The organism is Geodermatophilus dictyosporus, assembly GCF_900115505.1.
GTDB classification, from domain to species: Bacteria; Actinomycetota; Actinomycetes; order Mycobacteriales; family Geodermatophilaceae; genus Geodermatophilus; species Geodermatophilus dictyosporus.
In genome coordinates this window covers 73,719-98,267 of the sequence record NZ_FOWQ01000001.1, presented here as the reverse complement: position 1 = coordinate 98,267, position 24,549 = coordinate 73,719, and the positions used below count along the sequence as shown (strand labels likewise).

Below are 24,549 nucleotides of genomic sequence, written 5' to 3'. Positions count from 1 at the left end.
CTCGGATTTCATAAGTTTGTGAAGTATGTGAAGCATGCGAACCCCGCGATAGGCTCCGGGCGGAGGTGGTCGTGACCGACGACGGTGAGCGGATCGTCCTGCTGCGCTTCGTGGAGCGCTTCGCCCTGGTGCTGCGGGAGGCCGGGATGCCCCCGATGCCCGCCCGCGTCCTCGCGTACGCGCTGGCCGACGACGCCGACCGCTACACCGCCGGCGACCTCGCGCGCGGGCTGGACGTGAGCCCCGCCGCCATCAGCGGCGCGGTGCGCCAGCTGGTCCAGGTCGGGTTGCTGACCCGGCAGCGCGAGCCGGGGACGCGCAGCGACCTCTACGTGCTCGACGACCGCGACCTGTGGTCGCGGTTCATGGCCTCGGAGCTGCAGGCCCTGCAGCGGTTCGTGACGGCGGCGGAGGACGGCATCGAGGTGCTCGGGCTCGACCGGCCCGGTGGCCGGCGCCTGGCCGAGACGCGGGACTTCCTCGCGTTCCTCCACGCCGAGCTCTCCGACGCGGTGGCCCGCTGGCCCGCCGAACGGGACCGGCGGGCAGCGGCGCACGGGACCTGACCGCCGTGGCGGCGGCCGGGTGCAGGCCGAAGACCTCCTCCCGGTGGCCGGGGTGGTCGACGGTGACGTCGGCGAGGACGGTGGGCCGGTGGAAGAGGCCCTCGAGGGTCCCACCGGTGCGGACGGTCGCGCCCTCCGCCACGCTGGCCGTGACCAGGCCGTGCACGCGGTCGCGCTGGCCGGCGTCGATGAGCGGGCCGAGCGCCACCTGCTCGCGGTAGGGGTCGCCGACCGGCAGGTTCGCGACCTTCTCGGTCAGGACCGCCGTGTACTCCTCGGCGATTGACTCGTGCACCAGGTGCCGGCTGGTCGCCATGCAGATCTGGCCCTGGTGGGCGAAGGTGCCCCACGCGCCGACGCTCGCGGCGGCGGTGACGTCGACGTCGGGCAGCACGACGAGCGCGGAGTTGCCGCCGAGCTCCAGGTGGGCCCGCTCGAGGTGCTGCCCGGCCGGTGCGCCGAAGGCCCGGCCGGCCCCGGGCGAGCCGGTGAACGCGATGACGCGGGTCTGCGGCGCGGTGACCAGCGCCTCGCCGACGTCGGCACCGCCCGGCAGCACCTGCAGGACGCCGGCCGGCAGCCCCGCCTCCTCGAAGACGCGCGCGAAGACGGCGCCGCCGGAGACCGCGGTGCGCGGGTCGGGCTCGAGGACGACGGCGTTGCCGAGCGCCAGCGCGGCGGCGATCGCGCGGACGGCCAGGATGGTGGGCACGGTGAACGGCGCGATGACGCCGACGACGCCCGCGGGGACGCGGCGGGCGGTGCTCAGCCGTGGGGCGCCGGTGCGCAGCAGCTCGCCGTAGGGGTGGCTGGGCAGCGCGGAGGCTTCGTAGCACTCCTGCGCGGTCGTGTGCACCCGGAAGTCGCCGAGGGGCTAGATCGCGCCGGACTCGCGGGCCGGCCAGCCCCGGATCTCCTCGGCGTGGTCCTCCAGCACCTGCCCGGCCCGGCGCAGCACGCGGGCGCGCTGCTCGAACGGCGCGGCCGCCAGGCGCGCTGCGCCTCGGCGGCCCGCTCGATGGCCCGCTGCACGTCCTCGGGCGTCGCCCGCCCGACCGGCGCGATGACGTCGCCGGTGGCCGGCTCCACCGCGTCGCAGGTGCCGCCGGACCCGTCGGTCCACGTCCCGGTCCAGACCTCGCCGTGCCAGGCGCCGTCGTCCAGCAGTGCCACGTGTGTCCCCTCGTCCTGAGGTGGTCGCGTCGGCCGATCCTCACCGAGCGGACCCCGTCCCGTCGCACCGGATCGGCCGCGGTGGCGGAGCGATGGCGGAGCGGTGGTCGACGGCCGTCCGGGGGCGACGGCCCCCTGCCCGGCCCCGACCTCGCCTCGTGGTGCCCGACCTCACCCTGCAGCGTGAGGTCGGGCACCACTGGGTGTGGCTGGGCACCTCGTCCATCGCCTCCCCAGCTGACGGACGCGGCCTACCCGCGGAGCTCGTCCAGGATCGGCCCGGCCACCGTGAACGCGTGGTTGGCCGCGGGGACACCGGCGTAGACGGCCGAGTGCTGGATGACCTCGGCGATCTCCTCGTCGGACAGGCCGTTGTTCCGGGCGGCCCGCACGTGCAGCGCGAACTCGTCCCAGTGCCGCAGCGCGATGGTGATCGCCAGCGTCATCAGGCTGCGGTCGCGGCGGGACAGCCCGGGCCGCTGCCAGACGTCACCCCACGCGACGCGGGTGATGAAGTCCTGGAACCCGGCGGTGAACGGCGTCGTGTTCGCCACCGCCCGGTCCACCCACGCGTCGCCGAGCACCTCCCGGCGCGTGCGCATCCCCGCCTCGTGGCGGGCCGCGTCCGTGGAGAGATCCGCGGAGGGGTCGGGCTCGCTCACGCGTGGCTCCCCGCCGCGTCGAGGTGACCCAGCAGCGCGCCGGTCACCTCCAGCGGCTGCTCCAGGTTCGGCAGGTGCGCGCCCGGGCTCACCGACACCAGCGACGCCCCGGCGATCCCGTCGGCGATGAGCTGCTGGTGCGGCGGGGGCAGCGCCGGGTCCTCGGCACCGGAGACGACCAGGGTCGGCGCGGTGATCCGGGCCAGGTCCGCGCGCAGGTCCACCGCGGCCACCACCTCGCAGCACAGCGCGTAGCCCTCGTCGTCCGCGGCGACCACCATCGCCTCCAGCCGGGCCACCAGGTCCGGGTGCGCGGCGGCGTGCTCCGGCGTCAGCCAGCGCTGCACCACGGCCGGGGCGAGCGGCGCGGTGCCCCCGGAGCGGGCGGCGGCGGCCCGGTCGAGGAAGACCTGCGGGTCCGGTTTCGCCGACGACGCCAGGACGGCCAGCCGCCCGACACGGTCGGGCTCCCGGGCCGCCAGCCGCAGCGCCGTCATCCCGCCCAGCGACAGCCCGGCCACGTGCGCCCGCCGCGCGCCGAGCCGGTCCAGCAGCGCGACGACGTCGTCCACCAGGTCGTCGAGGGAGTACGGCCCGGCCGGCGCCGGCGACTCCCCGTGCCCCCGGGTGTCGTAGGTGACCACCCGGTAGCGCTCGGCCAGCGCCGGCACCTGCGGGTCCCACATCCCGCGGGCGGCCCCCAGCGAGTTGGACAGGACGACGACCGGCGCGTCGGCCGGCCCGTCCTCCGTGTACGACACCTCGACGGCGGTCATCCGCGCTCTCCCTCGGTCAGTCGGTCGTGCTCGGCCAGTGCCGCGTCCACCTGCGCGCCGGCCTCGCCCGTGTCGGGTGCGGCCGCGGCGAGGACCGCGGCGGCGTCGACGTCGGTCCGGGCGGCCACCGCCTCGGCCAGCGGCCGCCCGCTCTCCCGCGCCTCCCGCGCGGCGGCAGCGGCGGCGTCGTGCGCGGCGCCACGCCCCAGCGACGGCGCGAGCGCCTCGGCCAGCACGCCGGCCAGCGACCCCTCCCCCGCCTCGGCCACGGTCGCGGCCATCCGGCCGACGTCGGGGCGCAGCCCGCGCAGGCTCTCCGCCAGCCACGACGCCGCCGACCCGACCGTCCCCAGCAGCTCCGTCAGCGACGGCCACTCGCTGTGCCACGCCCCCGCGGCGCGCTCGTGCTCCTGCTCCATCGCGCCCAGCAGCGTGGCCACCAGCCCCGGCGCCCGCCGCGCGCACGCCCGCGCCGAGACCGCCGCCACCGGGTTGCGCTTGTGCGGCATCGCCGACGACCCGCCGCGCCCCTCCCCCACCTCGGCGACCTCGGCCACCTCCGACTGGGCGAGCAGCACCACGTCGAGCGCCACGGTGGCCACCACCCCGGAGGCCGCACCGAGCGCCCCGGCCAGGTCGGCCACCGGCAGCCGCACCGTGAACCAGGGGACGGCCGGCGCCACCAGCCCGAGCTCGGCGGCCAGCGCCTCGCGCACCGCGACCCCGGCGCCGGACGACGCCGCCAGCGTGCCGACCGCGCCGCCGTACTGCACCGGCAGCGTGGCCACCACCTCGGCCAGCCGCAGCCGCGCGCCGTCCAGCCCGGCCAGCCACCCGGCCGCCTTGAGCCCGAACGTCGTCGGCAGCGCCTGCTGCAGCAGCGTCCGGCCCATGACGGCGTCGTCCCGGTGCGTGCGGGCCAGCCCGGCGCACCGCTCCGCGGCGGCGGCCAGGTCGGCGTCCACCGCCTGCACCGCCGACCGCGCCAGCAGCACCAGCGCGGTGTCGAGCACGTCCTGGCTGGTCGCGCCCGGGTGGACGGCGACCGCGTCGCGCTCCCCCACGGCGTCCTGCAGGGCCCGCACCAGCGGCGGGACCGGGTTGCCCGCGTCGGCGGCCCGGGCGACGACGGTCGCGAGGTCCAGCCGGGAGGGATCGGCGCAGACCGCGGTCACCGCGTCGGCCGCGGTCGCCGGCACCAGCCCGGCCGCGGCCGCCGCGCGCGCCAGCGCGGCCTCCACCTGCAGCAGCGCGCGGATCCAGGCGTGGTCGGAGACGGCCGCCGCCGCACCGCCGCGGGCGAAGGTGCCGGCGAACAGACCTGTCACGACGTCCTTCCTACCGGTGGCCGCCGGAGCCCGCTCACACCGCGAAGAAGACCGTCTCGCGGTCGCCCTGCAGGTGCACGTCGAAGCGGTAGCCGTCCTCGGCCGGCGTGGCGAGCAGGGTGGCGCGGCGGTCCTCGGGCACCGACCGCAGAACGGCGTCCTCGGCGTTCGCCGCGGTCTCGTCGGCGAGGTAGACGCGGGTGACCACGCGGTCGAGCAGCCCGCGGGCGAAGACCGAGACGTCGACGTGCGGCGCCTGCAGCCCGCCCTCGCCGTCGGGCACCCGCCCGGGCCGCAGCGTGAACACCGCGAACTCGCCGGTGAGCGTGGCGGCCCGGGCGTAGCCGCGGAAGCCGGGGTGGGACGACGGCCCCCGCGGGTCCTCCGGCGAGGGGAAGCGGCCGTCGGGGTCGGCCTGCCACGTCTCGACCATCGCGTCGGGGACGACGTCGCCCGCGCCGTCGAACACCCGGCCGCGGATCCAGACGCCACCGGGTGTGCCCTCCGCGGCCGCCCACGCCCCGTCGGCCCAGGTCAGCCCGATGGCCAGGTAGGGCCCGACGGTGGCGCTGGGCGTGGTGCCCAGCCGCAGCGGCTCGGTGAGGAAGCCGGTGCCGCGCCGGCCCGAGCGCGGCTGGAAGGGGACGGCCGGGTCCGGGGGCACGTCGAGCGGGTTCACGCCACGTCTCCGTCGTCGTCGGTCTCGAAGGGGGTCTGCTCGGTGCCGCGCAGCACGACGTCCCACTCGAGGGCCAGCGCCCAGTTGTCCTGGGTGCGCTCGAGGGAGTACCGGCTCACCGCCCGGTGCCGGGCCGCGGCCGGGATGGCGTTGTAGATCGGGTCCTGGCCGAACAGCGGGTCGTCGGGGAAGTACATCTGGGTGACCAGCCGCTGGGTGAACGCGCGGCCGAACAGGCTGAAGTGGATGTGCGCCGGCCGCCAGGCGTTGTGGTGGTTGCCCCACGGGTAGGCGCCGGGCCGGACGGTCATGAACTCGTAGCGGCCCAGGCCGTCGGTGACCACCCGGCCCAGCCCGTCGAAGTGCGGGTCCAGCGGCGCCGGCCAGTTGTCGACGACGTGCCGGTAGCGGCCGGCCGCGTTGGCCTGCCACACCTCCACCAGCGCACCGGGCACCGGGCGGCCGTCGCTGTCGAGCACCCGCCCGTACACCAGGATGCGCTGGCCGATCGCCTCGCCGCCGTTGCGCAGGGTCAGGTCGGCGTCCTCCGGGCGCACCCGGTCCTCACCGAGCACCGGCCCGGTGACCTCCGTGAGCCGGTGCGGCAGGTCCACCGGCGTGCGCAGGGGCGCCCGCAGCGCCGTGCTCCGGTACTCGGGGAACCCCACGGGCGTGCGCAGCGCGGCGTCCTCCCGCAGGTAGCGCGGCAGGTGCAGCCCCGACGGGGAGGCCTCGGACGTGGTCCCGGTCATACCGGGACCGTACGGCCGGGCGCGGACGCCGCCCAAGCGTCCGGTCCCGTCCAGCGGAAGGACGGCGCCGCCGTCAGCGGGCGCCGGAGCCGGCGAGCGCCGCCAGGTGGGCGTGCACCAGCGTCACCGCCAGCGCGCCCTCCCCCACTGCGGAGGCCACCCGCTTGACCGAGCCCTGGCGCACGTCACCGGCCGCGAACACCCCCGGCGTGCTGGTCTCCAGCAGCGCGGGCGGCCGCGCCAGCGGCCAGGCCGGCGCCACGCCGTCCCCGGCCAGGTCGGGCCCGGTGAGCAGGAACCCCCACCGGTCGCGGGCCAGCGTGCCGGCCACCCAGTCGGTGCGCGGCTCGCTGCCGATCATCACGAACAGCATCCCCGCCTCCTCCGTCTGCGCGCCGGTGTCCAGGTCGCGCAGCACGACGGTCTCCAGGACGTCGGAGCCGCGGCCGCCGGCCACCTGCACCCGGTACCGGACGTCGACCCGCGGCAGCGCCTCCAGCTCGCGGATGAGGTAGTCCGACATCGTCTCGGCCAGGGACGCGCGGCGGACCAGCAGCGTGACCTGCTCGGCGTAGCGCGACAGGTGCACCGCGGCCTGCCCGGCGGAGTTGCCGCCGCCGACGACGAACACGTGCCGGCCGGCCATCGCCGGGGCCTCGCTGACCGCCGCCCCGTAGAAGACCCCGCGGCCGGTGAACGCCTCCAGCTCCGGCACGCCGATCCGCCGCCACGCCGCGCCGCTGGCCACCACCACGGTGCGGGCCCGCACCGAGGACCCGTCGCCGAGCGCCAGCCGGTGCACGCCGTCCTCGCCGCCCAGCGAGGTCACCGCGCGCATGAAGGAGAAGCGGGTGCCGAAGGCCCAGGCCTGCTGGTAGGCGGAGAACGCCAGCCGGCTGCCGCTGACGCCGGTGGGGAACCCGAGGTAGTTGCGGATCAGCGAGCTGGTGCCGGCCTGCCCGCCCACGGCCTCGCACTCCAGGTGCAGGGTGTCCAGGCCCTCGGAGGCGGCGTACACGCTCGCCCCGAGCCCCGCGGGCCCGGCCCCGACGATGGCGACGTCGTGGACGGCGTCGGGGTCCAGCGGGTCGAACAGGCCGAAGGCCTCGGCGAGCTCGAGGTCGGTCGGGGCCTGCAGCACGGTCTGCTCGGGCCGGAAGCGCACCAGCACCACCGGCAGCCGCGGGTCCTCCAGGCCGAGGTCGGCCAGCATCTCGCGCCCCTCGGGCGAGCCGGCCTCGTAGAAGCCCGACGGGATGCGGTTGCGGGTCAGCTGGTCGCGCAGGTGCTGGGCGTGCGGGTCCCACCGGTCGCCGACGACGCGCACCGCCTCGAACCCGCCGCCCTGCCGCGAGGACCACTCGTCGAGGACCTCGGTGACCGAGCGGTGGAACTCCTCGTCGGCGCGGCCCTGCGGCGCGTACACCCAGCGGTCGAGCCGGCCGACGGTGATCGCCTCGAAGATCGGCCGGGCGGTCTCGAACGCGCCCCACCGCACCAGGGCCACCGCCACCGCGCCGGGGTGCCGCCCGTGCAGGGTGCGCAGCACGTCCAGGCCGTCGGGGTCGCCGTCGCCGAGCGCACCGAACAGCACGGCCACGGCCGGCCCCCCGCACGCGCGCAGCGCCGCCGTCGCCTCCTCCGGGTCGGCGGCGGCGACCACGCGGTAGTCGCAGCCGTAGCGACGGTCGAGCTCCCGGGTGGTGGCGGTGCGCACGCCCGCGTCGCGGGCGACGACCACCAGCGCCGCGCCGGTCACGCCGCCCGCCTCCGCGGCGCGGGCGCCAGCGCCCAGCCCGCGGCGCCGGTGGCGACCACGGCCGCCGTCAGGACGGCGAGGACCCACGCCGCCGGCTCGCCCCACGCGACGGTGCCCGGGTAGCGCAGGACCGCCAGCGCGACCAGGACGCCGAACACGGTGTAGGCGACCGCCGCGGTGCGCAGCCGCTGCAGGTCGCCGGCCAGCGCCGCCAGCGCGGTCGCCAGCCCGAAGGCCAGCAGCCAGGCGGCCACCACCCGCGCGGTGAGCGGCGTCAGCGGCCACGGCCAGAGGGCGGTCGCCGTCGACGGCGCGGCGAACAGCGCGCCGCCGACCGCCAGCAGCACCGCCGACTCCACCGCCAGCGCCACCCGCAGCACCGGCGGCACCGGGTGGCGGCGCGGCGGGTCGGCGCCGGGTGCCCGCTCCTGCGGCACGAGCAGCACCACCATCGCCACCGGGACGACGACGTAGACCGCCAGCCAGAACCAGGCCGCGGCCTGCGCCGTCCACGGCCGGTCGGCGAACTCCGCGGCGAGGTGGAAGCGGTCGAGGTGCAGCACCGTGGCGGCGAGGGTGGCCACGACGAACACCAGGATGGTGAGGACCGGCACCCGGCTGTGCGCCCACACCGGGTCGCGCAGCGACAGCACGACCAGCACGCACCCGGCGGCGTAGCCCGCGCCGAGGAAGGCGGCGGTCAGCGGCGGGGCGATGGTCCAGGCGAAGAGCCGGTCGGTCCGGTCGGCCAGGACGTAGAGCGCGCCGACGGCGAGTGCGGTCAGCACGCTGAAGGCCACCAGCAGGCCGGCCATGGACGGGAGCAGCCGGCGGACGCCGGCGGAGGTGCGGGGGGCGGCCGGGGCATGGTGCACGGGGGTCTCCGAGTCGGCGTCGAGCCCCCGTGCGGTCGTCGAGCGCGGCCATGCAACCACCGTCCGGGGGGCGCTGTCACCGGGTTACGGGGCGGTGCGGCCGTCCCTAGACTCGCCCGCGTCGGCGACCCGGACGGGTGCGCGCCCGTCGGCCGGGGCGGGAGGTGCCATGCCTGCACCGACAGGGCCTGCACCGACAGGGCCTGCACCGACGGGACCGGGCGCCCCGGCGGCCGGCCCCGCGATCGCGACCCCCGACCGCCGGCTGCGGGTGTTCGTCTCCTCCACGCTGGAGGAGCTCGCCGAGGAGCGGCGCGCCGTCCGGGACGCGGTGGCGCGGCTGCGGCTCACCCCGGTGCTGTTCGAGCTCGGCGCCCGGCCGCACCCGCCGCGCGACCTCTACCGGGCCTACCTCGGCCAGAGCGACGTCTTCGTCGGCGTCTACGGCGACCGCTACGGCTGGGTGGGCCCGGGCATGACCGTCTCCGGCCTCGAGGACGAGCTGGAGCTCTCGGCCGGGATGCCGCGGCTGCTCTACGTCCGCACGCCGGCGCCGGACCGGGACCCGCGGCTGAGCCGGCTGATCGAGCGCGTGCAGGCCGACGGCGGCGTCTCCACCACCCCCTACCGCGACCCGGCCGGGCTGGCCGAGCTGGTCGCCGACGACCTCGCCGTCCTGCTCAGCGAGCGCTTCTCCCGCGCGGCACCGGCCCCTCCCGGGCTGGCGGCCGGGTGGCTGCCGACACCGCCCACGCCGATGGTCGACCGCACCGCCGAGCTCGCCGCGGTCACCGGGCTGCTGCGCGACCCGGCCGTGCGGCTGGTCGTGCTCACCGGCCCGGGCGGCATCGGCAAGACGCGGCTGGCGCTGGCCGCGGCCGCCGCGCTCGAGCCCGAGCGGGACGGCACCTGGTTCGTCGACCTCGCCGCGGTCCGCGACCCGGCCGACGTGCCCGCCGCCGTCGCCGAGGCCGTCGGGGTGTCGGCCGAGGGGAGCCGTCCGCTGCTGGAGCAGGTCGCCGACCGGCTGGCCGGGCGCCGCGCGCTGCTCGTCGTCGACAACCTCGAGCAGGTCGCCGCGGCCGCGCCCGACCTGGCGGCGCTGCTGAGCCGGTGCCCCCGCACCCAGCTGCTGGTGACCAGCCGCAGCGTGCTGCGGCTGCGCGGTGAGCACGACGTGCCGATCGAGCCGCTGGGGACGCCGCCGCCCGGGGAGGTCCGGCCGGCCGACGTCGCCGCGGCGGCCGCGGGAGAGCTGTTCGTGGCCCGCGCCCGGCAGGCCGACCCCGCCTTCGCCCTCACCGCGGACACCGCCGGCCCGGTGGCCGAGCTGGTGCGCCGGCTCGACGGCCTGCCCCTGGCGGTGGAGCTGGTCGCCGCCCGGGTGCGCACGCTGCCGCCGCGGCTGCTGCTGCCCCGCCTCGACCGCGCCCTCGACCTCGGCGACCCCGACCTCGACGCGCCCGACCGGCAGCGGACGCTGCGGGCGACCATCGCCTGGAGCCACGACCTGCTCGACGAGCGCGGCCGCGCGCTGCTGGCCCGGCTGTCGGTGTGCGCCGACGGCTGGGCGCTGGACACCGCTGAGGCCGTGGGCGCCGACGACGGCGACCTCGACGTGCTCGACGTCCTCTCCGACCTGGTCGGGCACAGCCTGGTCACCCCCACCGCCGGCGACGGCGACGAGCCGCGCTTCCGGATGCTCGAGCTGGTGCGGGCCTACGCCGCCGAGCGGCTGCGCGAGCGCGGCGAGGAGGAGGCCACCCGCGCCCGGTGGGCGCGGCACCTCGCCGCGCTGGGTGCCCGGGCGGGGGCCGGGCTGGCCGGCCCGGAGGCGCGGCTGTGGCGGGCCCGGGTCGACGCCGAGCTGGCCGACCTGCGCGCCGCGCTGCGCTGGGCGGTGGCCACCGACCGGGCCGAGCTCGCCGTCCGGCTGACCGCGCCGCTGGTGCGCTGGTGGTGGGCGCACGGGCTGCTGCCGGTGATGGCCGGGCTCGCCGAGCAGACGGCGGCACTGCCGTCGGCGGCCGCGCTGCCGCCCGACCTGGCCGCCCGGCTGCGGTGGGCGTGCGCCGCCCTGCGGGTGACGCTGGGCTCCCCGGACGGCGCGGTCGACCTGCTGGACGACGTGGTCACCGACGCCCGCCTCCGGGACGACGCGTGGCTGCTCGGCCACGGGCTCACCGCGCGGGCGATGACGCTGCCGCCGGCCGACCCCCGCGTCGTCCCGCTGCTGGACGAGGGGGTGGCGCAGCTGCGGCGCAGCGGGGACGGCTGGTCGCAGGCCTTCGCCGGGATGCTGCGCGGCGCCGTGGCGCTGGCGCGTGGTGACCTCGCCGCGGTCGACCGGGTCGACGGCGAGGCGCTGGAGCTGGCGCGCGCGGCGGGTGACGACCGGATCGCCGCGCTGCTGTGCGACGCCCTCGCGCTCAGCGCGCTGCTGGCCGGGGACCCGGCGCGCGCCTGGGCGCGGCTGGACGAGGCGGTGGCCCTGCACCGGTGCACGCGCGACCTGCAGGGGGTGGCCGCCTGCCTGGAGGTCTTGGCGGGACTGGCGGTCGCGGCCGGCCGGCACGCGGCGGCCGCCCGGCTGGCCGGCGCGGCCGAGTCCGCCCGCGCGGGTCTCGGGGTGGCGCTCTGGTCGCCGCACCGGGCGCTGGCCGACCGGCTCGGGGAGGTGCTCCGGGCCGGGCTCGGTGCCGAGGAGGAGCGGCGGGAGCGGGCGGCCGGCGCGGCGCTCGACCCCTGGCAGGCCCTGGACGAGGGGCTCGCCGCCGCCCGGGCCTGAGCTCAGGCGGGCACCGAGGCGGGCGGGTACTGGGGCAGCGGCGCCGTCCCGGGGTGGGTCACGGTGAACCGGCCGAGGACGGCGTCGCTGCCGGCGAGCACGGGGACCGGCGGCGAGGTCACCGGCACGAGCGGCCGCCCCTCCGGCAGCGTGCTGCGGTACTCGAGCGCGCGGAAGGCGGCCAGCGGCTCCGGGGACAGCTCCAGCCGGCGCAGCTCGGCGGCCACCGGGTGGTCATCGAGCGCGAGGGTCGCCGACCCCGACCCGGGCCGCGCCTGCCACCGGGCCAGCACGGGGACCGTCGTCTCCAGCAGCCGCCCGGCGCGCACCGACCACAGCGTCCGCGACGAGCTGCCGCGCACGGCGGGTCCGCGGGCGGCCACGGTGTGGGTGAGCACCTCGGTCCCGCCCTCGGTCAGCCGGACCCGCTGCCGGCCGGGGGCGTCGAGGAAGTCCATGTCGGCCAGCCACTTCGGCAGCCCCCACCGCGCCCGGCCGAGGTCGCGGGCCTCCCGCGAGGTCACCGGGAGCTGCAGCACGAAGCCGCCCGTGGCGGGCCGGCCTCCCCCGCGCGCCGCCGGCCCGGCGAGCACGCCGGCGGTCACCCCGACCTCCCCGTAGGGCGCCAGCGCGCGGGTGGCCCCGTCGGCACCGGTCCAGGTGACCGTCCGGTAGCGGAAGGCGTGCACCGCCACCACCGTCCGGCCGCCGGGCCACGGCAGCGGCCGCAGGAGGGGCCGACCCCGGTCGTGGGGCAGCAGCGCGGCGACCGCGGCGGCGGAGGCGAGGTGGTAGGAGCAGGCGACCGCGACGTCGTGGTAGGCCAGCGGCAGCCGCACCGCCTCCTCGCCGGGCCCGGTCACCGGACCATCCCAGCCGGGCCGCGGGCGGGCGCACGAGGGTCCGAGGTCCCGGACGCCCGGTTTCCGCCCAGTGGGAGACTGCCCGCGTGGCGGGTGGCGCGGCGGCCGGTGGGCGCTCGGTGACCTCGCGGGCGCTGGCCGTCCTCGACGCCTTCGACGCGGCCTCGCCCCGGCTGACCCTCACCGAGATCGCCGAGCGCTCGGGCACCCCCCTGACCACCGCGCACCGGCTGCTCGCCGAGCTGACCGCCTGGGGCGCGCTGTCGCGGCGGGCCGACGGCCGCTACGAGATCGGCCGCAAGCTCTGGGACCTCGGCCTGCTCGCCCCCGTCCAGCTCGAGCTCCGCCAGCTGGCCGCGCCCTTCCTGCTCGACGTGCACACCGCCACCCGCGACACCGTGCACCTCGCCGTCCGCGAGGGGGTGCACGCGCTCTACGTCGAGCGGATCTCCGGCCGGGAGTCGGTGCCGGTGGTCAGCCAGGTGGGCAGCCGGCTGCCACTGCACGCCACCGGGGTGGGCAAGGTGCTGCTGGCCTCGGCGCCCGACGAGGTGGTGGCCCAGGTGCTCGCCGCGCCGGAGCGGGCCACCCGGCACACCGTCGTCGACCCGGTGCGGCTCTCCCGCGAGCTGGCCGAAGTCCGCCGCCGCGGCTGGGCGCGCACCGCCGAGGAGATGTCGCTGGGGACCGCGTCGGTCGCCGTCCCGGTGCGGGTGGAGCGGGCCTGCGGGCCGGTGGTGGCCGCGGCGCTGGGCATCGTCGTCCCCAGCCACCGGCGCGACCTCGCCCGGCTGGTGCCGGTGCTCGAGGTGGCCGCCCGCGGCGTCGGCCGCGCGCTGGCCCGCACCGCGCCCTTCCGCTGAACGGGAGCGCGCGGTGTCCACCTGGACGTATCCGGGGTCACACTCGACCGCATGCGCACCCAGATGGGGATCATCGGCGCCGGCCCCGCGGGCCTGCTGCTCTCGCGTCTGCTCGCCCTGCAGGGCATCGACTCGGTGGTGCTGGAGAACCGGTCCCGCGAGTACGTCGAGGCCCGCATCCGCGCCGGGATCCTCGAGCAGAACACCGTGGACGTGCTGACCGGGGCCGGCATGGGCGATCGGCTGCACCGCGAGGGCCTCGAGCACCGCGGCGTGTACCTGCAGTACCCGGGCGTGCGCCACCAGCTGGACTTCCCCGCGCTGTGCGGGCGCCGGGTGTGGGTCTACGGCCAGACCGAGGTGGTCAAGGACCTCGTCGCCGCCCAGCTCGCCGGCGGCCCCCCGCTGCTGTTCGACGTCTCCGACGTGGCGGTCGAGGACGTCGACACCGACAGCCCGCGCGTCCGCTTCACCGACGCCGACGGCGCCGCCCGGGTGCTCGAGTGCGACGTCGTCGCCGGCACCGACGGCTTCCACGGGCCCTCGCGAGCGGTCGTCGCCGAGGGCACCGGCCAGCAGCTGTGGGAGCGCACCTACCCCTACGCGTGGCTGGGGATCCTCGCCGACGCCGCCCCGGCCACCGACGAGCTGATCTACGCCTGGCACCCCGACGGGTTCGCGCTCCACTCGATGCGCTCGCCGTCGGTGTCCCGGCTCTACCTGCAGGTCGACCCGTCGGAGCGGATCGAGGACTGGTCCGACGACCGCATCTGGGAGGGCCTGGCCACCCGGTTCGCGCTCGACGGCTGGGAGCTGTCCACGGGGACGGTCACCGAGAAGTCGATCCTGCCGATGCGCTCGTTCGTCAGCGCCCCGATGCGCCGTGGCCGGCTGTTCCTCGCCGGCGACGCCGCGCACATCGTGCCGCCGACCGGCGCCAAGGGCCTCAACCTCGCCGTGGCCGACGTGGTCCTGCTCTCCCGGGCCGTGGTGCGGCTGCTGCAGGACAAGGAGACCGACCTCGCCGACGCCTACTCCGACACCGCGCTGCGCCGGGTCTGGCGGGCCACCCACTTCTCCTGGTGGATGACCTCGATGCTGCACACCACCGGCGACCCCTTCGACGCCCAGCTGCAGCTCTCCCAGCTGCGCCGGGTCTGCTCGTCGGAGGCCGCCGCCCGCGAGCTGGCCGAGAACTACACCGGCCTGCCCCTCTAGGCCGCCGCCAGCAGGGCGGCGACGCGGTCGGCGGTGCCCGGCGCGAGGTCCAGGTGGGGCAGCACGGCGGCGACCTCGTCGGGCTCCAGGCCCTGCTCGGCCAGCGCGGCGAGCAGCCGGGGGGCGTCGTCGGCCGGCACCGGCGCGGGGAGGCCCGCCTCCCGGACGGCGGCCAGCGCCAGGAACAGCGCGCCGGAGAGGTCCTCGGGCTCGGGCTCGGGTCGCGGGGCGGCCGCGGCGCGGGCGGTGGCCTCCGCGGCGCGCACCAGCGACAGCGGCAGCCCCTCCGCCTCCACCTCCAGCAGCGGCGCGGTGCCCAGCGCGGCCAGCACGAGGTGCTCGGCGTCGGTGCGCAGCGGCTGCTCCCACTCCCCCGCGCGGACGACGTCGCCGAGCTCCGCCCCGTCCTCGCCGAGGTCGTCGAGCAGCTCGGCCCACTGGCCTGGCCGGGTGCGGCGGGCGCGGTCGGCGGCGAGCACGCAGGTCTCGTGCACGAACGGCTCGATCACCTCGCGGTCGAACCGGTCGGCGAACACGGCACCGTCGGCGTCGACGGCGTTGAGCGCGTCCTGGAAGCTGCCGGGGCGGGCGTCGCCGAGCTCGAGCCGACCGTCCTCCTCCCCCGACAGCGCCTGCCCCGTGGCGGCGCGGTCGCCGATGGTGGAGCCGGTGGCCACCAGCCGGCCGCGCAACCGCAGGTGGTGCGGCCGGTCGGACAGGCCCACGCTCCACGCGCAGGCCTCGGCGATGAGCGCGGCGCGCCGCTCGCGCAGCACCTCCCGGCCCAGCAGGCCGAACCAGTCGGGCTCGAATCCCAGGCTCTCGAACACCCTCCCCGCCTACCCCCGGCGGGCGGGCACCGGAACCCGCTGCAGGTCCGCGGCGACGACGAGGTCGCCGTCGAACTCGGCGCGGGCCTCCTCCTCGAGACGACGAGGGTCGGGGTAGCGCTGGGAGAAGTGGCTGAGCACCAGTCGCCGCACCCCGCACTCCGCGGCCACCCGCGCGGCCTGCCGGGCGGTCAGGTGGCCGTACCGCTCGGCCAGGGCGGCGTCCTGGGCGAGGAAGGTCGCCTCGACCACCAGCAGGTCGGCGCCCTCGGCCAGCGCCGGGACGCCGTCGCACAGGCGGGTGTCCATGACGAAGGCGAACCGCTGGCCAGGCCGCGGCTCGCTGACGTCCTCGAGCCGCACCGTGCGCTCCCCCACCCGCAGCACGCCGTCGCGCTGCAGGCGGCCGACGTCGGGCCCGGCGACGCCGGCCGCGGCCAGCCGGTCGGGCAGCATCCGCCGCCCGTCGGGCTCGACCAGCCGGTAGCCGAAGGACTCGACCGGGTGCTCGAGCCGGCGGGTCTCCCAGGTGCCCACCGGGTCCTCGGCGAGCACCCCCTCCCCGGTGACCGGCCCGGCCCGGACGTCGGCCCGGTCGGCGAAGGCGCTGGCGTGCCGCAGCCGGTCGTAGAACACCTGCCCCGACGCCGGGTAGTGGGTGACCACGGCGTGCGCGACACCGTCGAGCGACATCCGCTGCAGCACCCCGGGCAGGCCCAGGCAGTGGTCGCCGTGGAAGTGGCTGACGAACACCCGGTGGACGGCGCTGCTGGGGACGCCGGCCAGCAGCAGCTGCCGCTGGGTGCCCTCGCCGGGGTCGAACAGGAAGCCGCGGCCGTCCCAGCGCAGCAGGTACCCGTTGTGGTTGCGGGTGCGGGTGGGCACCTGGCCGGCGGTGCCGAGCACGACCAGCTCTCGCGCCGCCACGGCCGCGACGGTACCGGCGGCCGGCGGGACCGACCTGTCCGGCGGTCGGTCGTGCTCTGAACACAGGTGTGTGCAGAGCACGACCGGGCGCCGGACGAGGACCGGCCTCAGCCGAAGAGGTCGGAGAGGAAGGACTCCTTGCGCTTCTTGTGACCGTAGGAGCCGTGCGAGGAGCCGTGCGAGGAGCCGTGGCCGCTGCTGCGCACCGCACCGAGCACCTCGTTGACCACCGCGCCCAGGCCCGCGCCGCCGGCGGCCGGGTACTGCGCGGCGTGCGACTGGCCGTAGGCGGGCTGCCCGTGCTGCTGGGGAGCGCCGTGCTGCTGCGGCGAGCCGTGTGACACGGACGGCGCGCCGTGCCAGGAGTTCTCCGCGTCGACCAGCCGCTCGAGCTCGCCGCGGTCGAGGAAGATCCCCCGGCACTCGGTGCACTGGTCGACGTGCACGCCGTTGCGCTCGTAGGTGCGCATGACGCCCTGGCACTTGGGGCAGACGAGGTCCATACCGCACGGTACGACGCACGGACACCTCCCGGCCCGGCGCCGGCCGTGCCACAGTGCCCGCCCGTGACGACGACCCGCACGGTGACCCTCCGCTTCGGCAGCGCCGCCCGGGCGAGCGCCACCCACACCAACCTCTCCGCCGTGCGCAGCGACGGCCCGGTGCTGTGGGTGGCCGGCGACGAGACCGCCACGATCGAGCGGCTCGTGGCCGACGACCCGGCCGCCCCCACCCGCTACGACGACCAGACCAGCTTCTCCCTCACCGACCTCGTCCCCCTGCCCGGCGGCACCGGCCCCGGCGTCGAGGAGGAGGCCGACATCGAGGGCCTCGCCCGCGCCGGCGACGCGCTGTGGGCCGTCGGCTCGCACAGCCTGCGGCGCCGCCGGATCCGCGACGAGCACGACGGCGAGCGGGCCCTGCGCCGGCTGGCGAGGGTCACCGGCCAGCCGCGCCGGCAGGTGCTGGTGCGCATCCCGGTGGCCGACGTCGACGGGCTGCCCACCCTGGTGGAGGACGACGGCACGCGCCGCGCGGCGGTCTTCGGCACCCGCGGCAGGGACCTGCGCGACCTGCTCGCCGACGACGAGCACCTGGCGCCGTTCCTGCCCATCCCCGGCAAGGACAACGGCCTCGACGTCGAGGGCATCGCCGTCTCCGGCGACCGCGTCCACCTCGGCCTGCGCGGCCCGGTGCTGCGCGGCTGGGCCGTGGTGCTCGAGCTGCGCCCCGAGGTCGACGCCCACGACCCCACCCGGCTGCGCCTGCGTCGCTTCCCCGACGGCCGCCGCTACCGCAAGCACGTGCTCCGGCTGGCCGGCCTCGGGGTGCGCGACCTCTGCCCGCAGGGTGAGGACCTGCTCGTGCTCGCCGGCCCGACCATGGACCTCGACGGGCCGGTGTACGTCTACCGCTGGCACGGCGCGTGCGCGGTGGAGGAGCCGACCGTCGTCCGCGGCGACCGGCTCACCCGCGAGCTGGCCCTCCCGTACGGCGACGGCGACGACCACGCCGAGGGCATCGGCCTGCTCGGCCCGGCGGCCGACGGCCGGCTGCTGGTCGTCTACGACAGCCCCGCGCCGGGGCGGCTGACGGCCGACGGCGGCGTGCTGGCCGACGTCGTCGAGCTGCCCCGGGCGACGGTCAGCCGATCCGCACCGGCCGCGCCGCCACGACCCCGGCCAGCGCCAGACCGAGCACCACGGCGGCCAGGAGCAGCAGCGGCGCCGTCCAGCCGCCGGTGAGCCCCGACAGCGCGCCGACGGCCACCGGCCCCGCGGCACCGACGGAGTAGCCGACCAGCTGGCTCATGCCCGAGAGCCGGCCGGCGACGTCGGCGTCGGCGGCGCGCAGCACCACCAGGGTGACCGCCAGGGCGATGCCGGCGCCCTGCGCCAGCCCGGCGACCACGGCCCACGCCGGCCACGCCGCGGGCAGGACGAGCAGTCCGGCGACCGGCACGGCCCAGAGCCCGGCGACGCCGAGGGCGATCCCCGCCTGCCCCGGCCGGCGGGCCAGGACGGCGGGCACGAGCAGGCTCCCCGCGATGCCGGAGGCCTGGTAGACCGAGGCGGCCAGCGACCCGGCGGCGAGGTCGGTGCCGGCGCGGTCGGCCAGCAGCGTGGGCAGCCACGCGGTGAGCGAGAAGTACAGCGTCGAGTGCAGCGCCTGCACGGCGGTCACCGCCCAGGCGACCCGGGACCGCCACAGGCGGGGGCCGGTCCCGGCCGGGCGGGTGCCGGGCACCGCCGCGGCGGCGAGGGCGCCGGTCCGCCGGGCGGCCGCGGCCCAGACGGCGGCGGCGGCGACGGCCAGCACCCCCTCGGCCGCCAGGGCGCCCCGCCAGCCCAGCGCGCCGGCCAGCGGGGCGGTGAGGGCGGCGGTCGCCGCGGCCCCGGCCACCAGCGCCGCGGTGTAGTGGCCGGTGACCGGGCCCGCCCGCCGTCCGAAGCCGGCCTTGACCACCGCCGGCAGCAGCACGTTGCCCACCGTCATGGCGGCGCCGGCCAGGAACGTCCCGGCCAGCAGCACCGGGGCGCCGTCGAGGACGCGCAGCGCCTGGGCCGCGGCCAGGAGGACCAGCGAGGCCAGCACGGCCGGCCCGGGGCCGAACCGGCGGCCGGCCGCGGCGCACGCCGGGGCGAGGACGGCGAAGCAGAGCACCGGCAGCGTCGTCAGCAGCCCGGCGGTGGCCGCGGACAGGCCCAGGTCCGCGCGGACGTCGCCCAGCACCGGGCCCACCGCGGCGATGGCCCCGCGCAGGTTGAGCGCGGCGAGCAGGACGGCGGCCAGGAGCAGCCGGGTGCCCGGCGGTGCGACGACCGGGCCGGGGTCGGGGCGGGACGCGGGGACCATCTCCTGTCGGGTCGGCGGACCGGGACCGGCCCGGCGGCACATCCTGCCGTCGCGCCCGGCCGGCCGCCGTCCCGGTCCCCGGCGGCCGCCCGGCTCGTGGAACACCGGCGGTTAGTGTGTCGGTGCCCCAGCCGGAACGGTCGGAGAGGCGTGCTTACTCACCGGTAACCGGTGTGGGATCGTCGGGGCACACGTCGAGACGGCACCGCCGCCGTCAGGAGAGAGGTCCCATGCGGTTGCAGCTTTCCCCGGAGATGGAGGCCTTCCGGGATGAGATGCGCACCTTCTTCACCACCCAGGTGCCCGCGGAGATCCGCGACACCCTCGCGGCCCGCCGCCACCTGAGCCGCGAGCAGTACGTGCAGGCCCAGCGGATCCTCAACGCCGCCGGCCTGGCCGTGCCGCACTGGCCGGTCGAGTGGGGCGGCCGGGACTGGACGCCGCTGCAGCGCCACGTCTGGCGCGAGGAGATGCAGCTGGCCAACGTCCCCGAGCCGCTCGCGTTCAACACGAGCATGATCGGCCCGGTCATCGCCGCGTTCGGCAACCAGGAGCAGAAGGAGCGCTTCCTGGCCAGGACGGCGAACCTCGACATCTGGTGGTGCCAGGGCTTCTCCGAGCCCGACGCCGGCTCCGACCTCGCCTCGCTGCGCACCACCGCCGTCCGCGATGGCGACGACTGGGTGGTCAACGGGCAGAAGACCTGGACCACCCTCGGCCAGCACGCCGACTGGATCTTCTGCCTGGTCCGCACCGACCCGACGGCGGAGAAGAAGCAGCGCGGCATCTCGATGCTGGTCTTCCCGATGGACAGCCCCGGCGTGACGCTGCGGCCGATCCAGCTGATCGACGGCGGCCACGAGGTCAACGAGGTGTTCTTCGAGGACGTCCGCGTCCCGGCCGAGAACCTCGTCGGCGAGGAGAACCGCGGCTGGGACTACGCCAAGTTCCTGCTCGGCAACGAGCGCGTGGGCATCGCCCGCGTCGGCGCCACCAAGAAGCTGATCAGCCAGGCCAAGCAGCACGCGCGTGAGATCACCGTCGACGGCACGCCGCTGTCGCAAGACCCGCGGCTGACCGCGCGGATCGCGGAGCTCGAGAACGAGCTGGTGGCCCTGGAGCTGACCGCCCTGCGGGTGGTGGCCAACTCCGCCGACGGCAAGCCGCACCCGGCCTCGTCGGTGCTCAAGCTGCGTGGCTCGGAGCTGCAGCAGGCCGCCACCGAGCTGATCGTCGACATCGCCGGCCCGCTCTCGCTGGCCTCCTTCGCCGACGGCGGCTCCGAGGTGCCCGACTGGGCCCGGGTGGCCACGCCGGAGTACCTGAACTACCGCAAGGTCTCCATCTACGGGGGCAGCAACGAGGTCCAGCGGACCATCATCGCCGGCACGATCCTGGGGTTGTGAGGTAGCCGTGGACTTCCAGTACGACAGCGAGCAGAACGACCTGCGCGAGGCCGTCCGCGGCCTGCTGCAGCGGGCCTACGGCGACCCCGAGGTGCGCCGCCGGACGGTCGCCGCCGACCCGGGCTTCGACGAGAAGACCTGGGCCCGGCTGGCCGAGATGGGCGTGCTCGGCCTGCCCTTCGCCGAGGAGGACGGCGGCATGGGCGCCGGCCCGATCGAGGTCGGCATCGTCGCCGAGGAGATGGGCCGGGTCATCGCACCCGAGCCGTTCGTCGAGTCCGTGGTCCTCGCCGGCGGCCTGGTCGCGGCCGTGGGGACCGCCGCGCAGCGGCAGGCGGTCCTCGGGCCGCTGTCCGAGGGCGCGACCGTGCTCGCCTTCGCGCACGCCGAGCCCGGCACCCGGTGGAGCACCACCGCGCGCGGCGTGACCGCCACCGAGGACGGCGGCACCTGGCGCCTGACCGGCGTCAAGGAGCCGGTGCTGCACGGCGCCCGCGCCGACGTGCTGGTGGTCAGCGCGGCCGTCGACGGCGGCACCGCGCTGTACCTCGTGCGGGGCGACGCCGAGGGGCTGACCCGCACCGGCTACCCCACCCACGACGGCACCCGCGCGGCGAACGTGACGCTGGCCGGCACGCCCGCCGAGCTGCTCGGCGAGCTGTCCGGCGAGGGCGGTGGCACGGCGGTGGCCGACCGGTCCGCCGACGTCGAGCGGGCGCAGGCGCTGGCCCGCATCGCCTACGGCAACGAGGCGGTCGGGGCGATGGACACCGCGCTGACGACCACCGCGGAGTACCTCAGGACCCGCAAGCAGTTCGGCGTCACGCTCAACCGGTTCCAGGCGCTGACCTTCCGCGCGGCGGACATGTACGTGTCGCTCGAGCTGGCCCGCAGCACGGCGCTCTGGGCGAGCATGGTCGCCGACGCCGGGGGCGACGTCGTCGCCGCCGCCGACCGCGCCCGGCTGCAGACCAGCCGCGCCGGCCGGCACATCGGCAAGGAGGCCATCCAGCTGCACGGCGGCATCGGGGTCACCGCGGAGTACTCGGTCGGGCACTACACCAGCCGGCTGACCGCGATCGACCACGTGCTCGGCGACGGCGACTGGGCCGCCGACCGGCTCGCCGCGCGGGTCGACGGCTACCCGACGGTCGACCCGCTGGGGGCGCCCTACACCCGCGCGGACTGAGCACCCCGCCACGTGCTGCGGCCGGCGTCCCCCTCGGGGCGCCGGCCGCGGCCGTTCCCGGCCTCGGGGGCCTAGGGTCCGGCGTCGTGCTCGCCTGGCTCCTCCTCGCCGCCCTGGCCGCCACCGGGCTGGCGTGGGCCGCGGCCCGTGCGGTCCGCCGCCGCCGCGGCCGGGTGGCCGCCGCACTGGTCGCCGTCCTCGTCTGGACGGCGGTGGCCGCCGGTGGGCTGCAGCTGTGGGCCCGGGCGTCGCTGGACTCCTCCGGCGTCGCCCGCGCCGTCGTCTGGACGGACGCCGACGTCGACGACCGGCTCCGCTTCCCGTCGCTGCCGGTCCCCGCGGGCGACGACGTCCTGCCGCTGCGCCCGGGCTCGCTGCCGGCCGGTGTCCTCGACGAGGTCACCGTGCCCGGCAGCGGGGCCGAGGACCTCGAGCAGCTGCTCCGGCGGACACGGTCGACGTCCTTCGTCGTGCTGCGCGGTGACGAGGTGCTGCTCGAGTGGTACGGCGAGGGCCGGTCGAGGGAGTCGCTGCAGACGTCGTTCTCCGTGGCCAAGTCGGTGCTGTCGACGCTGGTCGGCATCGCGATCGGCCGCGGCGAGATCGGCGGCCTCGACGACCCGGTGACCGCCTACGTGCCCGAGCTGCTCGACCGCGACCCGCGCTTCGCCGACGTCACGCTGCGGCACCTGGTGACCATGTCCTCCGGGCTGGCCTACGAGGAGCAGGGCCTGCCCTGGAGCGACGACGCGCTGACCTACTACGACCCCGACCTGCGCGCCCTCGCCCTCACCGCCGAGATCGTCGAGCCGCCGGGCCGGACGTGGCTCTACAACAACTACAACCCGCTGCTGGTCGGCCTGGCGCTGGAGCGGGCGGTGGGCCGGCCGGTCGAGGAGTACGCCGCCGAGGTGCTCTGGGGGCCGATGGGCGCCGAGGCCGACGCGAGCTGGAGCGCCGACAGCGAGGCGCAGCGCTTCCCCAAGATGGAGAGCGGGTTCAACGCCCGGGCGCTCGACTACGCCCGCTTCGGCCTGCTGTTCGCCCGCGAGGGCCGGGCCGGCGACCGGCAGGTGGTCCCGGCCGACTGGGTCGCCGAGGCCACCGCGCGCGACACCTCGGGCGACCCGGCCGAGCACTACCAGTACTGGTGGTGGCTCGACCTCGAGCGGGAGGGCCGCTTCCTCGCGCGCGGCAACAAGGGCCAGTTCGTCGCCGTCGACCCGGCCTCCGACGTCGTCGTCGTCCGGACCGGTCGCGAGGCGGTCCTGGAGGACTGGCCGGCGGTGCTGCGCGACGTCACCGACCGCGTGGTGGCGGCCGGGCGCTGACCGGATCCCCCTGCGATCCGCGTCACGTTCCGGTACCGGTGGACCGTGCGGTCCCGGTGGCCTGCCACGATGCAGCCCCGGGGTCCGGCCGCCCGCCTCCCCCGCTGCACCACGCCAGGCCCCGCCGGCGCAGCCCGCCGGCCCCGAGCTGTGAGGGAGTGCGCGTGCTGATCGGCGTGCCCGCAGAGACCCGACGGAACGAGACGCGCGTCGCCGCGACCCCCACCAGCGTCGGCCAGCTGTGCGCGCTGGGCCACGAGGTGCTCGTCGAGGCCGGTGCCGGCGCCCGCGCGGACTCCCCCGACGAGGCCTACGTCGCGGCCGGGGCGCGGATCGGCTCGGCGGCGCAGGCCTGGGGCGCCGACGTCGTCCTGCACGTGAACGCCCCCACGTTCGACGAGGTCGCCCTGCTGCGCCCCGACGCGGTGCTGGTCAGCCTGCTGGCCCCGGCGCTGGCGCCCGAGCTGCTCGACGCGCTGGTCGCCCGCGGCGTCACCGCGCTGGCGATGGACGCCGTGCCCCGCATCTCGCGGGCGCAGTCGCTCGACGTGCTGAGCTCCATGGCCAACATCGCCGGCTACCGCGCCGTGGTGGAGGCCGCGCACGCCTTCGGCCGGTTCTTCACCGGCCAGGTGACCGCCGCGGGCAAGGTGCCGCCGGCCAAGGTCTTCGTCGCGGGCGCCGGCGTCGCCGGGCTGGCCGCGATCGGCGCGGCCAGCAGCCTCGGCGCGATCGTGCGGGCCACCGACGTCCGCCCCGAGGTGGCCGAGCAGGTGCGCTCGCTCGGCGGCGAGTACGTCGGTGTCCCCGCCGACGAGGAGGAGCAGGCCACGGGGTCGGGCACCGGCTACGCGTCGGTCACCAGCGAGAGCTTCGACGCCCGGGCCGCGGTCATGTACGCCGAGCAGGCCCGCGACGTCGACGTCGTCATCACCACCGCGCTGATCCCCGGCCGGCCGGCACCCCGGCTGCTCACCGAGGAGATGGTGGCCAGCATGAAGCCGGGCTCGGTGGTGGTGGACATGGCCGCCGCCCAGGGCGGCAACGTGGCCGGCTCGGTGCCCGACGAGGTGGTCACCACGCCGAACGGCGTCACGATCATCGGCTACACCGACCTGCCCGCCCGGCTGCCGGCCCAGGCCAGCCAGCTGTTCGCCACCAACCTGGTCAACCTGCTCAAGCTGCTCACCCCCGGCAAGGACGGCCGGCTCGTGCTCGACCTCGACGACGTCGTCGTGCGCGGCATGACCGTGGCACGGGCCGGCGAGCGGATGTGGCCCCCGCCGCCGGTGCAGGTCTCCGCCGCCCCCGCGGCCGCCGCGCCACCACCGGCGCCGCTGCCGCCACCGGTGAAGGCGCCCGCGCCCGGGCGGCGGGCCGCGCTGGTCGGCCTGGCCGCCGCCCTGCTGTTCCTGCTGGCCGCCTTCTCCCCCGACCAGCTGATCGGCAACCTGACCGTCTTCGCCCTCGCCGTCGTCGTCGGCTTCTACGTCATCGGGCACGTGCACCACGCGCTGCACACGCCGCTGATGAGCGTCACCAACGCGATCTCCGGGATCATCGTGGTCGGCGCCCTGCTGCAGCTCGGGCACGTCAGCACGGTGGTGACCGTGCTGGCCTTCCTCGCGGTGCTGCTCGCCAGCATCAACGTCTTCGGTGGCTTCGCGGTGACCCGCCGCATGCTCGGCATGTTCCGGAGGGCCTGACC

Annotated in this window: 22 protein-coding genes and 1 pseudogene; 9 read left to right on the top strand and 14 right to left on the bottom strand. The window is 77.2% G+C overall.

What is annotated here, in order from left to right; all coding sequences use genetic code 11:
* Positions 1-146: 146 nt before the first annotated feature.
* Positions 147-308 (top strand): annotated as a pseudogene (locus BMZ33_RS24350) (MarR family transcriptional regulator); the annotation flags it as partial.
* Positions 309-363: 55 nt separating this feature from the next.
* Here BMZ33_RS24350 and BMZ33_RS24345 read toward each other — a convergent pair.
* From BMZ33_RS24345 to BMZ33_RS00440, 9 genes are all read right to left on the bottom strand, one after another.
* On the bottom strand, positions 364-1,422 hold the full coding sequence (locus tag BMZ33_RS24345; RefSeq protein ID WP_169063688.1) for an aldehyde dehydrogenase family protein: 1,059 nt from the start codon (positions 1,420-1,422) through the stop codon (positions 364-366).
* Positions 1,332-1,655 (bottom strand): aldehyde dehydrogenase family protein, encoded by a 324-nt coding sequence (locus tag BMZ33_RS24340; RefSeq protein WP_280139174.1) that lies wholly within the window; start codon positions 1,653-1,655, stop codon positions 1,332-1,334. The genes BMZ33_RS24345 and BMZ33_RS24340 overlap by 91 nt, the downstream gene beginning before the upstream one ends.
* A 335-nt stretch (positions 1,656-1,990) precedes the next feature.
* Positions 1,991-2,401: a 4-carboxymuconolactone decarboxylase gene (pcaC, locus tag BMZ33_RS00470; RefSeq protein ID WP_169063686.1), complete on the bottom strand. Its 411-nt coding sequence runs from the start codon at positions 2,399-2,401 to the stop codon at positions 1,991-1,993.
* The gene (gene pcaD / locus BMZ33_RS00465) at positions 2,398-3,177 is read right to left on the bottom strand and encodes a 3-oxoadipate enol-lactonase (protein ID WP_091106719.1); all 780 of its coding nucleotides are present in this window, start codon (positions 3,175-3,177) and stop codon (positions 2,398-2,400) included. Before pcaD ends, pcaC begins: the two co-directional genes overlap by 4 nt.
* The gene (pcaB, locus tag BMZ33_RS00460) at positions 3,174-4,505 is read right to left on the bottom strand and encodes a 3-carboxy-cis,cis-muconate cycloisomerase (protein ID WP_169063685.1); all 1,332 of its coding nucleotides are present in this window, start codon (positions 4,503-4,505) and stop codon (positions 3,174-3,176) included. Before pcaB ends, pcaD begins: the two co-directional genes overlap by 4 nt.
* A 34-nt stretch (positions 4,506-4,539) precedes the next feature.
* On the bottom strand, positions 4,540-5,184 hold the full coding sequence (pcaG, locus tag BMZ33_RS00455) for a protocatechuate 3,4-dioxygenase subunit alpha (protein ID WP_169063684.1): 645 nt from the start codon (positions 5,182-5,184) through the stop codon (positions 4,540-4,542).
* The gene (gene pcaH / locus BMZ33_RS00450; RefSeq protein ID WP_091106717.1) at positions 5,181-5,936 is read right to left on the bottom strand and encodes a protocatechuate 3,4-dioxygenase subunit beta; all 756 of its coding nucleotides are present in this window, start codon (positions 5,934-5,936) and stop codon (positions 5,181-5,183) included. The genes pcaG and pcaH overlap by 4 nt, the downstream gene beginning before the upstream one ends.
* A 73-nt stretch (positions 5,937-6,009) precedes the next feature.
* Complete coding sequence (locus BMZ33_RS00445; protein WP_091106715.1) at positions 6,010-7,695, bottom strand: FAD-dependent oxidoreductase; 1,686 nt, start codon at positions 7,693-7,695, stop codon at positions 6,010-6,012.
* Positions 7,692-8,570 carry a hypothetical protein gene (locus tag BMZ33_RS00440; protein WP_169063683.1) on the bottom strand — a complete coding sequence of 293 codons (879 nt, stop codon included), beginning with the start codon at positions 8,568-8,570 and terminating at the stop codon, positions 7,692-7,694. Before BMZ33_RS00440 ends, BMZ33_RS00445 begins: the two co-directional genes overlap by 4 nt.
* A 271-nt stretch (positions 8,571-8,841) precedes the next feature.
* On the opposite strand from BMZ33_RS00440, the gene BMZ33_RS00435 reads away from it, so the two are divergent.
* Positions 8,842-11,358: an ATP-binding protein gene (locus BMZ33_RS00435; RefSeq protein ID WP_169063682.1), complete on the top strand. Its 2,517-nt coding sequence runs from the start codon at positions 8,842-8,844 to the stop codon at positions 11,356-11,358.
* A gap of 2 nt (positions 11,359-11,360) precedes the next feature.
* On the opposite strand, the gene BMZ33_RS00430 is transcribed toward BMZ33_RS00435, so the two are convergent.
* Positions 11,361-12,221 (bottom strand): acetoacetate decarboxylase family protein, encoded by an 861-nt coding sequence (locus tag BMZ33_RS00430; protein WP_091106708.1) that lies wholly within the window; start codon positions 12,219-12,221, stop codon positions 11,361-11,363.
* Between the two features lie 86 nt (positions 12,222-12,307).
* Here BMZ33_RS00430 and BMZ33_RS00425 point away from each other — a divergent pair, with 86 nt between their 5' ends.
* Both BMZ33_RS00425 and BMZ33_RS00420 read left to right on the top strand, forming a co-directional pair.
* Positions 12,308-13,084, top strand: a complete 777-nt coding sequence (locus BMZ33_RS00425) for an IclR family transcriptional regulator (protein ID WP_091106706.1) — start codon at positions 12,308-12,310, stop codon at positions 13,082-13,084.
* A 51-nt stretch (positions 13,085-13,135) separates the two neighbouring features.
* Positions 13,136-14,302, top strand: a complete 1,167-nt coding sequence (locus tag BMZ33_RS00420) for a 4-hydroxybenzoate 3-monooxygenase (protein ID WP_091106704.1) — start codon at positions 13,136-13,138, stop codon at positions 14,300-14,302.
* On the opposite strand, the gene BMZ33_RS00415 is transcribed toward BMZ33_RS00420, so the two are convergent.
* The 3 genes from BMZ33_RS00415 to BMZ33_RS00405 all read right to left on the bottom strand — a co-directional run bounded on the left by BMZ33_RS00415 (position 14,299) and on the right by BMZ33_RS00405 (position 16,562).
* Entirely contained in the window at positions 14,299-15,132 is an 834-nt protein-coding gene (locus BMZ33_RS00415) for a hypothetical protein (RefSeq protein ID WP_169063681.1), read from the bottom strand. The genes BMZ33_RS00420 and BMZ33_RS00415 overlap by 4 nt on opposite strands.
* A 9-nt stretch (positions 15,133-15,141) precedes the next feature.
* Entirely contained in the window at positions 15,142-16,059 is a 918-nt protein-coding gene (locus BMZ33_RS00410; RefSeq protein ID WP_091106702.1) for a ribonuclease Z, read from the bottom strand.
* A 107-nt stretch (positions 16,060-16,166) separates the two neighbouring features.
* Positions 16,167-16,562 carry a TFIIB-type zinc ribbon-containing protein gene (locus BMZ33_RS00405; protein ID WP_091106700.1) on the bottom strand — a complete coding sequence of 132 codons (396 nt, stop codon included), beginning with the start codon at positions 16,560-16,562 and terminating at the stop codon, positions 16,167-16,169.
* Between the two features lie 63 nt (positions 16,563-16,625).
* On the opposite strand from BMZ33_RS00405, the gene BMZ33_RS00400 reads away from it, so the two are divergent.
* On the top strand, positions 16,626-17,804 hold the full coding sequence (locus BMZ33_RS00400; protein ID WP_091106698.1) for a DUF3616 domain-containing protein: 1,179 nt from the start codon (positions 16,626-16,628) through the stop codon (positions 17,802-17,804).
* On the opposite strand, the gene BMZ33_RS00395 is transcribed toward BMZ33_RS00400, so the two are convergent.
* Entirely contained in the window at positions 17,704-18,915 is a 1,212-nt protein-coding gene (locus BMZ33_RS00395) for an MFS transporter (RefSeq protein WP_169063680.1), read from the bottom strand. The two genes, BMZ33_RS00400 and BMZ33_RS00395, sit on opposite strands and share 101 nt — an antisense overlap.
* Before the next feature lie 230 nt (positions 18,916-19,145).
* On the opposite strand from BMZ33_RS00395, the gene BMZ33_RS00390 reads away from it, so the two are divergent.
* The 4 genes from BMZ33_RS00390 (at position 19,146) to BMZ33_RS00375 (ending at position 24,547) form a co-directional block, all read left to right on the top strand.
* Positions 19,146-20,321, top strand: a complete 1,176-nt coding sequence (locus BMZ33_RS00390) for an acyl-CoA dehydrogenase family protein (protein ID WP_091106694.1) — start codon at positions 19,146-19,148, stop codon at positions 20,319-20,321.
* A gap of 7 nt (positions 20,322-20,328) precedes the next feature.
* Positions 20,329-21,510 (top strand): acyl-CoA dehydrogenase family protein, encoded by a 1,182-nt coding sequence (locus tag BMZ33_RS00385; protein ID WP_091106691.1) that lies wholly within the window; start codon positions 20,329-20,331, stop codon positions 21,508-21,510.
* An 86-nt stretch (positions 21,511-21,596) separates the two neighbouring features.
* Positions 21,597-22,841: a serine hydrolase domain-containing protein gene (locus BMZ33_RS00380; RefSeq protein ID WP_091106689.1), complete on the top strand. Its 1,245-nt coding sequence runs from the start codon at positions 21,597-21,599 to the stop codon at positions 22,839-22,841.
* Positions 22,842-23,017: 176 nt separating this feature from the next.
* Positions 23,018-24,547 (top strand): Re/Si-specific NAD(P)(+) transhydrogenase subunit alpha, encoded by a 1,530-nt coding sequence (locus tag BMZ33_RS00375; RefSeq protein WP_169063679.1) that lies wholly within the window; start codon positions 23,018-23,020, stop codon positions 24,545-24,547.
* Positions 24,548-24,549: the final 2 nt, after the last annotated feature.

Coding starts and splice junctions, on each gene's coding strand:
- pcaH (WP_091106717.1), bottom strand. CDS start 5,936: ATGACCGGGACCACGTCCGAGGCCTCCCCGTCGGGGCTGCACCTGCCG.
- BMZ33_RS00390 (WP_091106694.1), top strand. CDS start 19,146: ATGCGGTTGCAGCTTTCCCCGGAGATGGAGGCCTTCCGGGATGAGATG.
- pcaD (WP_091106719.1), bottom strand. CDS start 3,177: ATGACCGCCGTCGAGGTGTCGTACACGGAGGACGGGCCGGCCGACGCG.
- BMZ33_RS00420 (WP_091106704.1), top strand. CDS start 13,136: ATGCGCACCCAGATGGGGATCATCGGCGCCGGCCCCGCGGGCCTGCTG.
- BMZ33_RS00405 (WP_091106700.1), bottom strand. CDS start 16,562: ATGGACCTCGTCTGCCCCAAGTGCCAGGGCGTCATGCGCACCTACGAG.
- BMZ33_RS00395 (WP_169063680.1), bottom strand. CDS start 18,915: ATGGTCCCCGCGTCCCGCCCCGACCCCGGCCCGGTCGTCGCACCGCCG.